Source organism: Paenibacillus sp. FSL M7-1414 (assembly GCF_038003195.1).
GTDB lineage: Bacteria > Bacillota > Bacilli > Paenibacillales > Paenibacillaceae > Paenibacillus > Paenibacillus amylolyticus.
In genome coordinates this window covers 5,114,098-5,128,824 of sequence record NZ_JBBOOS010000001.1, presented here as the reverse complement: position 1 = coordinate 5,128,824, position 14,727 = coordinate 5,114,098, and the positions used below count along the sequence as shown (strand labels likewise).

Below are 14,727 nucleotides of genomic sequence, written 5' to 3'. Positions count from 1 at the left end.
AGAATGGTACTAAAGGGTTTGAGCATAATCGTCCATATATGAGGTTGAGTAACGAGAGAACGGAAGGAGCCATTCATGATGAAGCAGCGTATAGGCAGATCGTGGTTACTTATGTTGATGCATGGAATGCTGGGGATTGGGGCGATTGTTGGAGGCGGCATTTTAATCATAGACCCATCCGGAAGTATGGTGAATTTGCCCGCATCTTTGTTGGGGGATTCCCCGTTTTCCAGTTTTTTGTTCCCGGGGATCATCCTATTGCTGGTTCTTGGCATGATGCCTACAATGATTGCTATTTCGCTCATCCGCTACGTTCATTGGGGGCTGGGTGAGAGACTGAATCTCTATCCTGACCGCTATTGGGCTTGGACTTTTTCGTTGTATACGGGGTTTGCTCTCATCATCTGGATTATGGTGCAGGTGTACTGGATTCAGGATGTCTCTATCATTCACTTGGTCTATTTTGCATGGGGAGTGGGTATTCAAGTTGTGACCTTATTGCCCGGGGTACAACGAATATATTCAAAATAAACTGCTTGTATATTGAACAAACGGCTGCCGAAAGAATCGTTGAATGATTCTTTCGACAGTTATTTTTTATGGGCATCGAGATAATACGCGTTGTTGTAGTCTTGTTGTCCACATGTTCCTTGGACTGAAAAGGGCTCGGATAAATCTAAATCATATTGACAAAGAACTATTATCCTCGCATACTTACGTAATATACTTTATAAAGTTTGTTTATTAACTAGAGGAATAGTCACATGTGGTAAGTATCGTAAAATCCTAATCCGTATGAAACAGGGAGGTAAGTATGGATGGTCTACGTTATTATGGCAGTTATAATATGGGCAGGTACCTATGCAAGTATGGTCTTGTCAAAGCAATCGATTGAAGTGAAACCTGTGAAATCGATGGATGATTTGTTTGAGTGAACAAAGTAGCTCGGCCGATTTCGATCCTTTTCCAACACGATGGAACTCATGTGTTCGAGTAAGGCATTATGTTATGATATGGTGTGAATGACATCCATACCATTGCTTTGGCTCAATTGAACCAGAGTAGAAACGAGAGGGTTATGAAAAAAGCCAACGCTACAATGATGAAATACATCAATTTGAATAATGTGCGTGAAGTCATGCAGCAGATTGAGACGGCGACCAAACCGCAATTAGCTTTATTAACCAATCTTAGTGTTGTTACCATTAATGCGCTGATTCAGGAATTATGTGATGGCGGAGAGTTGTTCCAGGATAAAGTGGTTCCCTCTAACGGCGGTCGTCCTGCTCAGGCATATCGATATAATTATAACTTCAAGCTTGCTTTGGTTCTTTACATCAAAGAGATGAAAGGCCAGGAGTTGATTTCGGCAACGGTCATGAATCTGGAGAATAAGGTTGTGTTGAAGGAAGAGCGCATCTTGCCTGCTTTTGATAAACAGCATATGCTGCAACTTATCGCACGTTTCATTAAGGAGTATCCCTCCATTGATATGATCGGCATCGGTATTCCGGGGCAAGCCGTGGATGGGGACATCACGGTGAGCAGTCATGAAGAGCTTATCCATTCACATCTGATACGGGAGATCGAGAGCGAGTTCCAACTGAACGTTCTCGTGGAGAATGATGTGAATGCAGCGATTAGCGGATACTGTGCACAGCATGCGGATATGAAGGAACGGAGTGTAGCAGGAATTTATTTTCCGAACCGATACCCGCCGGGTATGGGCATGATGTTGAATGGACAGATGATCCGCGGGAAAAACGGGATGTTTGGTGAGATCAAGTATCTTCCTTATTCACCTGATTGGAAACGTGACATGAGCAAAGATGATTTTGTAGTGCAGGTATGTCATATCTTGCAAACGATTAATGCCGTCGTTGCCCCGCACCAGATTGTCATTTATCAGGAACGGGTGGAGAGAGAAGAGCTGGATTTGGCGTGGAAGCAGTACGGGAAGGATCACCCCATGCCGTCATTGCCCGAGATTGTACATCAGGATTCGTTCCAACATGATTTTGATGCTGGGTTACGAGGAATGGTGCTTCAGGCGTTGAAGTCAGGCATTTTATCAGAAGCCTTATAACCCACAGGCCATGTCTGTGGCTTTTATTTTATAAGCTAACCCTTGTAGAGGAGGATTCATGATGCGTGAAGAAGAGAGAATCATGAAGGGCGTGTTGTTTAGTCCAAGTGATCCCGAATTAAAGATCATCAAAAGGCGAGCCCATAATCTCAGTCAGCGTTACAGTCAGACCTTTGAAGAACAGACTGAGGAGAGGAATCAGATATTACAACAGTTACTGGGACAGATCGGTGAAGGTGGATTCATGCAAGGTCCCATCTTTTTTCATTATGGTGTGCATACCCGGATAGGCGAGCATTTCTTTGGTAATTACAATCTGACGATACAAGATGACGCGCAAGTGACGATCGGGGACTATACCAGTTTTGGACCCAACGTTACGATTGTTACCCCCATTCATCCCATGATTGCCAGCGAGCGGAGACAGATGGTGGACCAGAACGGTGATGTGAAGTCGCTATGTTATGCCAAACCGGTCACGATTGGAAACTATGTATGGATCTCGGCAAACGTCACAGTGTGCGGGGGCGTAACGATTGGAGACGGCTGTGTGATTGGAGCAGGTAGCGTGGTGACTCGTGATATTCCACCGCATTCTTTTGCAGCAGGCGTACCGTGCAGAGTTATTCGCAAAATTACTGATGCGGACAGCATGCGAAACTATCCCGATGTTCTGGCAGATTGCCGTGTGCTGGAAGAATAAAAAAGGCTGCCATCAGGATCAAATAGATGATCCTGGTGACAACCTTTTTTTGTTATGCGTTTACTTGGAGGCGTTGTAGTTACTCAAGAATTCTTTTACTTTTGCAGGATCAGCTTTCAATTCATTCCCGGTCTGAACGAGCGGGCTTACTGTGGAGTATGCTTTGAGTTTGTTGTTCTTGTAGAAACTCAAAATCTCATCCTGATTAATGGAGTACAGCACGGCTTTTCTCAGGTCACTGCTCTTGGCAACTTCACGATTGGCCGTATTAAACAACAGATAGGAGACAGCGTTACTTGGCAGACTTTGCAGTTTCAGTTTGCTGTCATTTTCGATGATGTCATACTTGGTTTCAGGTACACCGTAGTATAAGTGAATTTCACTGCTGCGAAGAGCAGAGAGGGCGCTGTCTGCATCCGCGATGAATCGGACGTTAACCTGAGCAATTTTCGGCTCATCTTCCGTGCCTTTACGGTAAGCCGGATTTTTTAAGAATACACCTTCATAGTCATTTTTATAAGACAAAATATAAGGTCCGCTAGTATAAAGGGTGTTATTGTATGCTGCGCCTTCAGTCACGGTGTTCTGATCACCGTAAGGAATATCTTTGTTGACGTCAAAGGAAGCTACATCATATGTGTTGATGCTCTCCACCTGTTTTTTGGACACGATACCCGCAGATTGGTGAGCCAGGTAGTTCAGTACTTGCGGGAAAGGTTCAGTTGTTGTCAGTTTAACGACCTGATATTTACCTGCGCTATTATCTGCTTTGGTTTTGTCCGTCACGAGTTCTGTAATTTTGCTACCCAATCCTTGTTCCAATGCTTCGAGGATTGTGCCGTTACCGCTGGATTGTTTGATGGATTGCAATGCACTCAGATCCGTTACAACCTCAGCTTCTTTGATGTGTTCATGCAGACTGTACGTCCGGTGATCCGGAACGGAATCTTTATTTTTAGCGCGATCCAGGGAGAAGATCACATCATCTGCACCGACACGTTCTCCTGTATCTACAGCTTTTTTGTTATCAATCTTCGCAAAGTTGATATCGTCTCTGAGAATGAAGTAGTAGTCTGAATTACCTTCAGCAATACTGAAATTATGGGATAGTGATCCTTCTGCTGTCAGCTGATCGTCATCTGTCAGGTTAACGAGACGTACATACATATTGGTGTTCAACTGGTTGATGGAGCCGTCGTTTCCTTTGATGGGATCAAGGGAAGTCAGTACGGATGCACTTTGCGTCAGAATCAACGGGTCTGTGGCATTTTTGGAGCTGTCCTTGAACTCAATCGGTTCCCAAGCCATGGCGCGGGATTTGGAGAGACGAACGGTGTCGACATTCAGAATGTCTTGGTTCACAGCCTGACTTTTCAGGGAAATGTACAAAGGAGCGATATACGCCTGATCCGTTACCAAGCGATCTTCCAATTGTTTGTACGTGTCTTTGTACTCATCCGGAGTTTGAGTAGCTGCCTGATCGATGAGTTTATCAAGTTCCCCATCCGCAAGGATACTGTAATCTCCACCTGTTTTGAAAAGGGAACGCACCGCATAATCGGGATTTCCCGTTACCGTTGTCCAGCTGGACAAGGCAATGTCATAATTCCCTGCATCCTGCTGGGATTTGAAGCTACCGTAATCCGGCTGCAGGTTCAGCTTCACATTGAAGCCGTTTTTAGTCAGTTGGTCGCGGACAATGTTTACATCATTTTCGGAAGAACTCATGGCGAGCAGTTCAATGTCTGCCGGTTTTTGTGCAGTTTCTGTTGTATCCGCTGGTGTGGTCTCCGCCTGGGATTCGGTTTTCGTTTTTACACTGCAACCGGAAATCACAATGACGAGAATTAATAGTAATGAGATCAGTGTACGTTTTTTCATGGGATTACCCTCCATATCTTGAATGTGTGATGTGTGAATTTTTTTTTCTATATCATTCATTTCAATGACGAATCAGTTATGCCTTTTCCAGCTTGGGATCAAGCGCATCACGCAGACCGTCACCCAGAAAGTTAAACGAAAGAACCAGCAGAATAATAGCCAAGCCTGGATAAATCGCCAGATAAGAGTGGGTCTCCAGGTATGTACTGCCGAGCTTCAGAATGTTACCCCATTCCGGAATATGCGGCTCCACGCCGAGTCCCAGATAACTCAAACTGCTGGTAGCAATAACAGCTCCACCAATCGTGAGTGTGGACTTGATAATCATGGGCGCAAGGGAGTTGGGAATAATGTGTTTGAAAATAATCGTACGATTGTTGTACCCCAGTGCACGTGCAGCTTCCACAAATTCAAAAGTAGATACATAGAGCACACTGGCTCTCATGGTACGGGCGTAAGTTGGGATCGAACCCAGACTCAGCGCCAGAATAAGATTGACCGTATTGGCTCCAAACGCCGCAATAATGGCAATGGCGAGCAGAATTCCCGGAATCGCATAGAGAATATCCAGCAGCCGCATGATGATGTTATCCGTATGCCTTCCGTAGAAACCGGAGAATGCTCCGAGGACTCCACCGATCAACACAGGAATGATGGTCGACATGCAACCTACGATTAAGGAGATCCGGGCACCAAATACAATCCGGGAAAATAAACATCGTCCGAAGTCGTCCGTTCCCAAGGGATACGCAAGGGAAGGGGGTTGAAGCAGAGCGGAGTAGTTGTTTTCCACAGCCATGCTGTAATCAAAAGTAAAAAAGCTGCAAATCGATATCGAGAACAGAAAAATGATAAAAAACAAACCGGACATGGCAGTCATATTCGGAGCAAGTCGCTCCCACAGATCATTCCAGAAGTTTGATTTTTGTTTCCCCTGTCTGCGAATGCGCCCAATAATGGAAATGCCGAGCAATAGGGCAAATACATTACCTGTGATTGAGGTCAGAATCAGTACTACACTGACACCGATCATCCAGCGAGGGAGGATAGAGGTCGCGTTATATCGGGATACGATAATCAGTACGACCAGGTCGATGACCAGAATAAATATGAGCACCGCCATAGCTGGCAGAAAGTTGTCAGCCACATAGGGTTTGAAAACATTTAACGCAGATACACCGATGACGAACAGCTGGGTTAACAGCATATATACCGCAAAGGTGTACTCCACATTCCTGGCTTTTCGAATCAGATGAAAGGCTGCCGTTACGATAAATATGTTGCCAGAAATGATGGCAAGTAGCTGAACCCAGGCTAACCTGCGGGTCAAAGTAGAGATCGTACCTGTACGGATCAAGTCTTTTCGAATCCGAAGGGTGATGACACTTTGGACCAGTGTGAAGAATACATAGATCCCAAGTATCGTTAGCAGAAATGGTTTGAACGTCTGCCCGCTCCAGTCATAACTGTTGAACAGCAACAAGGCAGTCAAGAGAAGGGACGTGATCCAGGCGAAGCTAGCCTGACTGTATTCTCGAGAAGACTTAAGCCGGAAACGAATTTCTTGTGTTAAGGACGAGTTTGTCATAATACACCTGCTTTAAGAGGTAGTTCAACACACACTTTAATATTGTTTCATCTTGGAGCGTACTCTTGGATCAATAAAAGCGTAGAGCAGATCAACCGCTACATTGATAATGGAGATCGTAATTGCTGTGTAGATTACTCCGCCCATGATACTCGGAATATCGGGGATGAATTGTTTATCCACAATATAGCTGCCGAGACCGCTGATATTAAACACTTTCTCCGTCACTGCTGCCCCGCCAAGCATGGCTCCGAATTGAAGTCCAACCACAGTTACGATTGGAATCAATGCATTACGTACAGCGTGTTTCAGCATGACCTGACGTTCGCTTAACCCCTTGGCGCGGGCGGTCATCACATAATCCTCATGAATGACTTCCAGTGTAGAAGACCGGGTCATCCGTGCCACCGCAGCCGTAAGTCCTGTGCCCAGCACAATGGTTGGCATAATGATCGACAGCCAGTTCTGCGGGTTGAAGGTGGCGGGAAGCCACTGTAATTTGATCGAAAAGTTCAGAATGAAAATAAGTCCTTGCCAGAAATTCGGGATCGATAATCCAATCAGAGCGATGAACATAAACGTATAATCGAACCATGAATTAGGCTTAATCGCTGAGATGATACCGATGGGCAATGCGATGACGAGTGCTAGCAGCAGGGAGATAACCGCCAGCGTCAATGTAATTGGAAACTTCCTTGCAATCGTTGCTGTTACGTCTTCATTTCCTGCAAAAGACTTGCCAAGGTCGAAGAGAGCAACTCCCTTAATATTGTTCCAGAGCTGTGTAAGATAAGGCTGATCCAAGCCATACACCTGATTGAATGCTGCAATCTGTTCCTGCGTTGCTGTCTCTCCGAGAATGTTAGCTGCCGGGTTGAACGGAGACATATACAAAATCGTAAATACGAGTGTGGCTACGCCCAGAATGACAAATACCGTCATCAGTATTCTTTCAAATATGTACTTTAGATAAGGATTTCCATACAAAAAGAGGATGCCATACATCAGACAGCCAGGAATAATGGATATCGCGAAAAACCACGGTTTGTCGATAAGGGTGTGGAATGTATTGGCCATCGTAAGACGTTGACTTCCCTGTTCCTGAAGTATGCGAGAAGTCCGCTCCTTCAACTCTTTCTGAACCGTTTCTTCCAACCATTCCTCGGTCTGACGTCTGAATTCTTCCTCACTGACCTGTTGCTGGAAAAAACGATGTTTGCGTCGCAGCTGTTCTTCGACTTCCAACTTCAGCTTGTTCCGATAGGAAGAAGCGAGCAGTTCTTGCTCAGCCTTCTGCCTGGCAGCTACCCAGCCGTCATTTTTTCGATTCGAACGCCATATTAGAAACACGACCAGATTGATCGGTAATCCAAGAATGAACAGAACATATCGGTAGGAAGGATGAAGCAGCATTTTGCCATAAATAAAACTTAAATTGTGCACCAACCGCGTGAGTCTGCTGCCTTCTGCAAGATTCAAACCAAGCGTGCCTCCTTTCATTCAGGTTTAAATTGCATTATTCCGATTGATATAGTATATATTATTTAGGGTCTAAACAATTGTCAAGGAATTAAATGGTATACATATGAGATGAGTAAATGGGAAAAACGGATGAGAGCTGGTGATGATATGGAACCTTTATTGAAAGTTAATGATCTATCGGTCTCTTTTCATTCTGGAGAGAGTGAGTTTCAGGCAGTGCGAGGAGTGAGTTTTGAAGTGCGCAAAGGCGAGACGCTGGGCATTGTAGGCGAATCTGGCAGCGGAAAAAGTGTAACAGCACGTTCCATTATGAGGCTGCTTGCATCGCCGCCTTCGCAGATGAAAAAAGGAGAGATTCTATTTAAAGGGGTCGATCTGGCCAATAAAACGCAGAAAGAGATGGAGAGCATTCGTGGGCGTGATATTGGTATGATCTTTCAAGACCCGATGAGTTCTCTTAATCCGACCATTAAAGTAGGGAAACAGATCTCCGAGAGTCTGATCAAACACCAGAAGGTATCCAAAAGGGAAGCCAAGAAACAGGCGATCGCGATGATGGAGCGGGTGGGGATAACTCGCAGCGAAATCCGCTACAACCAGTATCCGCACGAATTCTCCGGAGGCATGCGCCAGCGGGTCATGATCGGTATTGCACTTGCTTGTCGTCCTGAATTGCTCATTGCTGATGAGCCGACAACCGCACTGGACGTTACAATTCAAGCTCAGATTCTGAATTTGATGAAAGATATGCAAGATCAACTGGGCACATCGATTATCCTGATCACGCATGATCTGGGCGTAGTGGCAGGCATGTGTGATCGGGTTGTTGTTATGAAAGAAGGGCAGATCGTGGAAACCGGGACTACAACAGAGATTTTTGCTAATCCCAAACACCCGTATACGATCAGACTTCTGAATGCATTACCACGTCTGGATCAGAAGAAAAAGCCAAAACCGGTATCGTTGGTCCCGAGAGATCTCGAGGATGATCAGCCGTTGCTTGAGGTGAAATCGCTCAGACAACATTTTAATCTGGGGAAAGGCAACACCTTAAAGGCTGTGAATGATATCAGTTTCCATATTCGTCAAGGAGAGACACTCGGCGTTGTAGGGGAATCCGGCAGCGGAAAATCAACCACGGGGCGTGCGATTTTGCGATTGCATGAGCCAACAGGTGGAGATGTACTCTTTAAAGGAGTCCCGCTCAATCGCTTGTCAGCTTCGGAGATGAAAACGATGCGCAGACATATGCAGATCATCTTCCAGGACCCATATGCATCTCTGAATCCCAAAATGAGGATTATGGATATCATTGGAGAAGCCCTTGATATTCATCAACTTGCAGGTACAGCATCTCAGCGGGAGAAGCGGGTGGAGGAACTACTGGAGATGGTGGGTCTTGATCCTACTCATGCGCAGCGTTATCCGCATGAATTCTCGGGTGGACAGAGACAGCGGATCGGTATTGCACGAGCTCTGGCTGTGGAACCTGAATTCATCGTATGTGATGAGCCGTTGTCTGCACTGGATGTGTCGATACAGGCTCAGATCGTACAATTGCTTGAAGAGTTACAGCAGCGACTCGGATTGACGTATCTCTTCATCGCGCATGACTTGTCCATGGTTAAACATATCAGTGACCGAGTAGCTGTCATGTATAACGGGAAAATTGTGGAGCTGGCCGAGAGTGAAGAACTCTATTCCAACCCGCAACATGCCTATACCAAGGCATTGCTGTCCGCTATTCCTGTGCCTGACCCAGCGGTAGAAGCGAAGAAAAAGAGACAAGTTGTCAAAGAAACAACAAGAGAGAATGTTGAAGTAGAGGACCGTTATAATCTGGAACATTCCAAGTGGGTAGAAGTCACGGAAGGGCACTGGGTAGCTATATCTAGCTAGTGCAATATATAGTCTTTTTAACTACAAAAGAACCCCGACGATGATCTCCACAGATCGTTATCGGGGTTGAGTTATATGTTCTTTGTATAATGGCAGTAATCAAAAGCGATTATTTGAATTGAACCGATTTCTTGATGGTATCAATCTCGGCTTTGGTCTTATCATCCACGTAAGTGAAGATGAAGTTGAAAGCATATCCTTCAATAATTGTACTATAGTAATCTTGAGTAACGGTTGAACCGTCACCTGGATCCATCGTGATTTGCATCAGATCCATCTCTTTACCACCGATGGTTTCCGTTGTCATTTCCTTATAATCGTAAGGGAACTGGCTATCCACCATGAATTTTTTGGTTGCTTCCAGGTAGTCTTTACCTGTACGAATGCCTTGCAACAAGCTTACTTTCTCAGCAATGGCCATAGCGGAAGGGCCAACTTGACCTCCGTCCAATGGGTACTTTGAAGCCATAAGCAGATTCAATGTTTTGGTCTGAGACAGTTCAATTTGTTTTTTCTTTGTTTCATCATCACCAGCAATCGCTTCGGATGAAGCACTTGTCAGCTCATTCATGCCTGCAGCATCCTGGAACTCCCATGCTTCCGGGAATTTCAGAGATACGCCGAAATAGTCATTGGTGTAAGAACCTTTTTCCGTAGTCCCCAGCTCAACGTCTTGGGAATTATCAGTTTCCTTGGACTCTTCGCTTGCTGGTTCTGTGTTCTCTGTTTCTTCTGTAGTCGCTGTATCAGAATCAGTTCCAGTTGTTGTTTCTGTCTGGGTAGGCTCTTCTGTTGCGGCTGTGTTATCTGCTTTGTCACCGCAAGCGGCTGCAACCAGCATAATCATAATGAGCATGGTGAATAAAGAAGCTTTTTTTGGAATTGTCATATTACCCTCCTGAAATGTGTGTGTGTGTGTTTCTCTCTCTACATGTTGCCTGCTTCCTAAATTGTAGCACAAACGTTCTCATATACTACCTATAGGAATCTATAGGGGTCTTCTATACATAAGACATTCGGCTGGCAATTGAAACAGCTTCTGTGCTGGATTGCACACCTAATTTGTTGAAAATCACTTTTTTGTGATGATTCACGGTGCATTCCTTGATCTTTAGTTTCAAAGCAATGGCTTTTACCGTGAGGCCTCCGGCTATCATCTCCAGAATGGTTAACTGACGCTCGGTGAACTCCACCGCCGGTTTGTCGCACACTTCAGCAGTCTGTTGACTCTGGCAACAGTTCTGCATGTACGCTGGAATTAACTTGGCAATGGCAATCAGTTCACCTTGCATATCTGCATTAATGGTGGACACATCCAGATAACCTACATGTTGCGATCCCATGAACAGAGGTGCGGCGTAACAATGCCAGCTTTGAAAATAAGGACTTTCATGCTGCTCGGGCAGCAACACTACAGGCTCGTTGCTGTCCATCGTTACAGATATGGCGTTAACTCCACAGCTCTGTGCAGTGAAGAACATGCCCGGACGAATGGGGGAATCTTCTACTACAGCTTTAAGATCTGAACTGTAATTCATCGAGAGGAGCACACCGTTGCTATCTGTGAGTAAAAAAAGATAAGTGCCCGTTAAATTCTCTTGGATGACCGAGATACTGTTCTGGAATGCATGAATCAGGAAATGATTGATTTTACGAAGCCTGTCCAGACTGGATTTTGGTAAATAGTCGAACGGAGCCGTTCCTGCTGTATGTGAGCAAGTCGGAGACTCTTCGTGGCGTGAGGTAAATGTAATGGCAGGCATGTTGTTTCCTCCTTGCTGCACAGTTCTCATCCAATCGTTTGAATGACGTGTCCTTCCTGGTTCTTAATCTCTGTTCTAACAATCTGAACGATAATATGATCCAATGAAGTTATCTCAAATGTTCCTTCAAACGGGCGAAGGTTCTCTGCCAGCTTATCAACAATTTGTTTGTTCACCGTCAGGGTAACTTGTCTGTCCGATTCCAATACAGCTGGATGTTCTCCTGCTTCGAACAGAATATTAGTATCCGGTCCGATCAAGGATAGAGAGGCACCTTTCGAAATTCGGCTACGAAGGATGGTGCCAACTAGTACGGCTTGTTTGGCTCCAAGCTGGAGTTTGGCCGGAATCGATTTTTGCAGCAATTTTTTGCGAGGAGATTCCCAAGCCAGTTGTTGTATGAATAAAAATGCTGTGCTGGACCCGTCCTGTTCCATTCCATCCTCAACCGCTTGTATAACCGAAGGAATATCTGCGTACGAATTTCTCATCAGATCCGTCACATATTTGGGCATGAACATGGAGGAGGCAGACAGGAAGCCACGAGCATTCCAACTTTGAATCATTTCCAGTTCCCGACCTGTAATGCCAACCATCTGAATAAATTGCACTGAACCATTAGGCGTAGAGATCGCGGGTAGATCCGGGTCTTCAATAAACGAGAGAGCTGTCAGCAAAGTGTCGGATTCCAGACAGATGGGGCCATTGGCGTCCATGTAATCTCCTGGCTGAAAGATATTTCCGCTGTTGAACACGTATCGTCCTACATTCTGTAACAGATTCAGCGCCCAGGCTGGCGGATCAGTCTCTGCTTCACTGCGTGTAAGACGAAAGGTGATTTCAAATCCATACCCGCTTTTGGATGCATCATGCATCTCTTTTTCATATAATTCTGAGAAACCGTAGGTAACAAAATGCCAGTGAGGCATAGGTGTGTTCACCTCATAAACGCTAATGCCATCGAGTGGATCGGGACCTCCAAGAATATATGGAAGGGCAGTGCCGTAGTGTTTTGGCTCGTGTTCCCCATACAATTCACGCATGGATTGATCAATCGCATCCCAACCGGATGTGTTTTCTTCCTGAGTCATTATTGAATCCTCCTTGACTGTTCTTTCCCCCGAAAAACATTTAAAATTAAGTCTACCTGTTACAGAAACGGATTCAAGCGGCTTAAGGATGAATTGTGTCAGATAGGACTTCGGTGTTATTAATTGCAATCCAGGGAGTGAAATTACATGAGTATGAAAGGTATCTATTTAAAGGAGTTTAATCAGGCAAGCTGGGACTCGTTTTCCGAAGGGTTTGAAGAACTTGGACAAAAGTTGGACCCTGCGTGGGTAGAACGTGCGCGATTACAAGGGATCCCGGCAGATATAAGTCGGGTGCTTTTGTGTGAAATGGGGGAGTACGTTTTTGAATGGATAGCGAAAGATATCCCGGCTTTAGGGGACCAAAGTCCCGCTGTTTACCTGGAAACGGAGGAAGGAGCGCAGGCATTAAGGGCAGCGATTATGCGTATGCCACGTTAATTTTTTCGATGGTGAGAGTGTGTGAACGATCATATGATCCAGTGAAGTTGATTTTGCAAAATAGATATGTTACGCTTACATTACAAGAGCAAACACAACAGAATATGCAATAACATCTTTTGATGGATTGTAACTGTGAAGACAGGCAAAACCTAAACTGATGGTGAAATGAAAGCTCCTTTTTTTGGTGCTATTTTACCTTGAGTTTAGGTTTTTCTTGTTTTCTGCTCTAAATCACACCATTTTTTACCTGGAAAAACCAAAATAAATTTCGAAAAGAGGTTGTTGTTCATGACCACGGCAAAAAAAGGATTCCCCGAAAACTTCCTATGGGGCGGCGCTACAGCTGCCAATCAATTGGAGGGTGCATTCGATAAGGACGGCAAAGGCCTCTCCACAGCGGACATGATCGCTCATGTTCCCAAAGAGAAGCGTACAGGCGGACATGCTATGGAAATTTCCTCTTCCCGAATCGAAGAGATCCTCTCCGGCAAATTTGAAGAACGTTTCCCGAAACGTTTTGGTATCGATTTCTACCATCACTTTAGAGAAGATATTGCATTGTTCGCTGAAATGGGCTTCAAAGTATTCCGTTTGTCCATTCACTGGGCACGTATTTTCCCGAACGGTTATGATCAAGAGCCGAATGAAGCAGGCTTGAAATTCTATGATGAAGTATTCGACGAATTGTTGAAATATGGCATCGAGCCGCTCGTTACATTGTCTCACTATGAGACACCGCTTGGCTTGACGCAAAAATATAACGGCTGGGCTGGCCGTGAAGTAATCCAGCACTATGTTCGGTATGCAGAAACGGTGTTCAACCGTTATAAAAATAAAGTGAAATACTGGCTGACGTTTAATGAAATTAACGTAATGCTGTTCAGCCCATACACTGGCGGCGGCATTCTGATCGATAAAGTGGACAACAAACTGCAAACCACTTATCAAGCGTTGCATCACCAATTTGTAGCAAGTGCATTGGTAACGAAGCTTGCTCACGAGATTATGCCTGGTTCCCAAGTGGGTTGTATGCTTGCTCGTATGGAAACTTATGCAGCAACATGTAATCCGGTAGATGTTCGTCTGGCTCAACACGAGAATCAGATTAACCTCTTCTTCACGGACATGCATGCTCGTGGTAAATACCCGAACTACATGGCTCGTTATTTTGAAGAAAACGACATCGTGATCCAAAAAGAAGCAGGCGATGACGAGATCTTGCTGAACAATACCGTTGATTTCATCTCCTTCAGCTACTACATGTCCGTAACCAAATCTGCATCTGCAGACAAGGAAGAAACATCGGGTAACCTGACTGGCGGCGTGAAAAACCCTTATCTGGAAGCATCCGATTGGGGCTGGGAGATCGATCCGATCGGTCTGCGCGTAACCCTGAACAACTTCTGGGATCGTTATCAGAAACCATTGTTCATCGTAGAAAATGGTCTGGGTGCATATGACCGTGTTGAAGAAGACGGTTCGATCCATGACTCCTATCGTGTGGATTACCTGAAAAAACACATTGAACAAATGAAAGAAGCCATCAAAGATGGCGTCGATCTGATTGGATTTACAGCATGGGGCCCGATTGACCTTGTGAGCATGTCCACTTCCGAAATGTCCAAACGTTATGGTTTCATCTACGTGGATCTGGATGACGAAGGTAACGGAACACTCAAACGTTCCAAAAAGGATTCATTCGACTGGTACAAAAACGTAATCTCCAGTAATGGTGAGCAACTGTAGTTCTCACATTTTCTGAGCGGGCAAACCTGATATAACAGTTAGTG

The 14,727-nt window shown here is 45.1% G+C and carries 12 protein-coding genes; 6 read left to right on the top strand and 6 right to left on the bottom strand.

Annotated features, from left to right (window positions below; translation table 11 throughout):
* Nucleotides 1–75: 75 nt before the first annotated feature.
* From MHH92_RS22250 to MHH92_RS22240, 3 genes are all read left to right on the top strand, one after another.
* A complete protein-coding gene (locus MHH92_RS22250; RefSeq protein WP_340906357.1) occupies nt 76–531 on the top strand; it encodes a hypothetical protein in 456 nt (151 codons plus the stop codon).
* A gap of 547 nt (nt 532–1,078) precedes the next feature.
* On the top strand, nt 1,079–2,086 hold the full coding sequence (locus MHH92_RS22245; RefSeq protein WP_340906354.1) for an ROK family protein: 1,008 nt from the start codon (nt 1,079–1,081) through the stop codon (nt 2,084–2,086).
* 58 nt (nt 2,087–2,144) lie between these two features.
* Nucleotides 2,145–2,789, top strand: coding sequence for a sugar O-acetyltransferase (locus tag MHH92_RS22240; RefSeq protein WP_340906351.1), 645 nt, complete (start codon nt 2,145–2,147; stop codon nt 2,787–2,789).
* 60 nt (nt 2,790–2,849) lie between these two features.
* Here MHH92_RS22240 and MHH92_RS22235 read toward each other — a convergent pair whose 3' ends face one another.
* The 3 genes from MHH92_RS22235 to MHH92_RS22225 all read right to left on the bottom strand — a co-directional run bounded on the left by MHH92_RS22235 (nt 2,850) and on the right by MHH92_RS22225 (nt 7,737).
* Nucleotides 2,850–4,670, bottom strand: a complete 1,821-nt coding sequence (locus MHH92_RS22235) for an ABC transporter substrate-binding protein (RefSeq protein WP_340906349.1) — start codon at nt 4,668–4,670, stop codon at nt 2,850–2,852.
* A 76-nt stretch (nt 4,671–4,746) separates the two neighbouring features.
* Nucleotides 4,747–6,258 carry an ABC transporter permease gene (locus MHH92_RS22230; protein WP_340906348.1) on the bottom strand — a complete coding sequence of 504 codons (1,512 nt, stop codon included), beginning with the start codon at nt 6,256–6,258 and terminating at the stop codon, nt 4,747–4,749.
* Between the two features lie 36 nt (nt 6,259–6,294).
* Complete coding sequence (locus MHH92_RS22225; RefSeq protein WP_245838168.1) at nt 6,295–7,737, bottom strand: ABC transporter permease subunit; 1,443 nt, start codon at nt 7,735–7,737, stop codon at nt 6,295–6,297.
* 150 nt (nt 7,738–7,887) lie between these two features.
* Between MHH92_RS22225 and MHH92_RS22220 the strand changes: the two genes are divergently transcribed.
* Nucleotides 7,888–9,639, top strand: a complete 1,752-nt coding sequence (locus MHH92_RS22220) for an ABC transporter ATP-binding protein (RefSeq protein WP_340907744.1) — start codon at nt 7,888–7,890, stop codon at nt 9,637–9,639.
* A 109-nt stretch (nt 9,640–9,748) separates the two neighbouring features.
* Here MHH92_RS22220 and MHH92_RS22215 read toward each other — a convergent pair whose 3' ends face one another.
* From MHH92_RS22215 to MHH92_RS22205, 3 genes are all read right to left on the bottom strand, one after another.
* Nucleotides 9,749–10,528 (bottom strand): hypothetical protein, encoded by a 780-nt coding sequence (locus MHH92_RS22215; RefSeq protein ID WP_340906343.1) that lies wholly within the window; start codon nt 10,526–10,528, stop codon nt 9,749–9,751.
* A 112-nt stretch (nt 10,529–10,640) separates the two neighbouring features.
* Nucleotides 10,641–11,402, bottom strand: coding sequence for a LuxR C-terminal-related transcriptional regulator (locus MHH92_RS22210; protein WP_340906342.1), 762 nt, complete (start codon nt 11,400–11,402; stop codon nt 10,641–10,643).
* A gap of 26 nt (nt 11,403–11,428) precedes the next feature.
* Nucleotides 11,429–12,493, bottom strand: a complete 1,065-nt coding sequence (locus MHH92_RS22205; RefSeq protein ID WP_340906340.1) for a suppressor of fused domain protein — start codon at nt 12,491–12,493, stop codon at nt 11,429–11,431.
* A gap of 147 nt (nt 12,494–12,640) precedes the next feature.
* Between MHH92_RS22205 and MHH92_RS22200 the strand changes: the two genes are divergently transcribed.
* The gene (locus MHH92_RS22200) at nt 12,641–12,934 is read left to right on the top strand and encodes an antitoxin Xre/MbcA/ParS toxin-binding domain-containing protein (protein WP_340906338.1); all 294 of its coding nucleotides are present in this window, start codon (nt 12,641–12,643) and stop codon (nt 12,932–12,934) included.
* A gap of 291 nt (nt 12,935–13,225) precedes the next feature.
* The gene (locus tag MHH92_RS22195) at nt 13,226–14,683 is read left to right on the top strand and encodes a glycoside hydrolase family 1 protein (RefSeq protein WP_036668687.1); all 1,458 of its coding nucleotides are present in this window, start codon (nt 13,226–13,228) and stop codon (nt 14,681–14,683) included.
* Nucleotides 14,684–14,727: the final 44 nt, after the last annotated feature.

Bases quoted from the DNA above. Each gene is read 5' to 3' on its own strand.
- MHH92_RS22200 (WP_340906338.1), top strand. From the start codon at position 12,641: ATGAGTATGAAAGGTATCTATTTAAAGGAGTTTAATCAGGCAAGCTGG.
- MHH92_RS22205 (WP_340906340.1), bottom strand. From the start codon at position 12,493: ATGACTCAGGAAGAAAACACATCCGGTTGGGATGCGATTGATCAATCC.
- MHH92_RS22245 (WP_340906354.1), top strand. From the start codon at position 1,079: ATGAAAAAAGCCAACGCTACAATGATGAAATACATCAATTTGAATAAT.
- MHH92_RS22210 (WP_340906342.1), bottom strand. From the start codon at position 11,402: ATGCCTGCCATTACATTTACCTCACGCCACGAAGAGTCTCCGACTTGC.
- MHH92_RS22195 (WP_036668687.1), top strand. From the start codon at position 13,226: ATGACCACGGCAAAAAAAGGATTCCCCGAAAACTTCCTATGGGGCGGC.
- MHH92_RS22235 (WP_340906349.1), bottom strand. From the start codon at position 4,670: ATGAAAAAACGTACACTGATCTCATTACTATTAATTCTCGTCATTGTG.
- MHH92_RS22240 (WP_340906351.1), top strand. From the start codon at position 2,145: ATGATGCGTGAAGAAGAGAGAATCATGAAGGGCGTGTTGTTTAGTCCA.
- MHH92_RS22250 (WP_340906357.1), top strand. From the start codon at position 76: ATGATGAAGCAGCGTATAGGCAGATCGTGGTTACTTATGTTGATGCAT.
- MHH92_RS22220 (WP_340907744.1), top strand. From the start codon at position 7,888: ATGGAACCTTTATTGAAAGTTAATGATCTATCGGTCTCTTTTCATTCT.
- MHH92_RS22230 (WP_340906348.1), bottom strand. From the start codon at position 6,258: ATGACAAACTCGTCCTTAACACAAGAAATTCGTTTCCGGCTTAAGTCT.
- MHH92_RS22215 (WP_340906343.1), bottom strand. From the start codon at position 10,528: ATGACAATTCCAAAAAAAGCTTCTTTATTCACCATGCTCATTATGATT.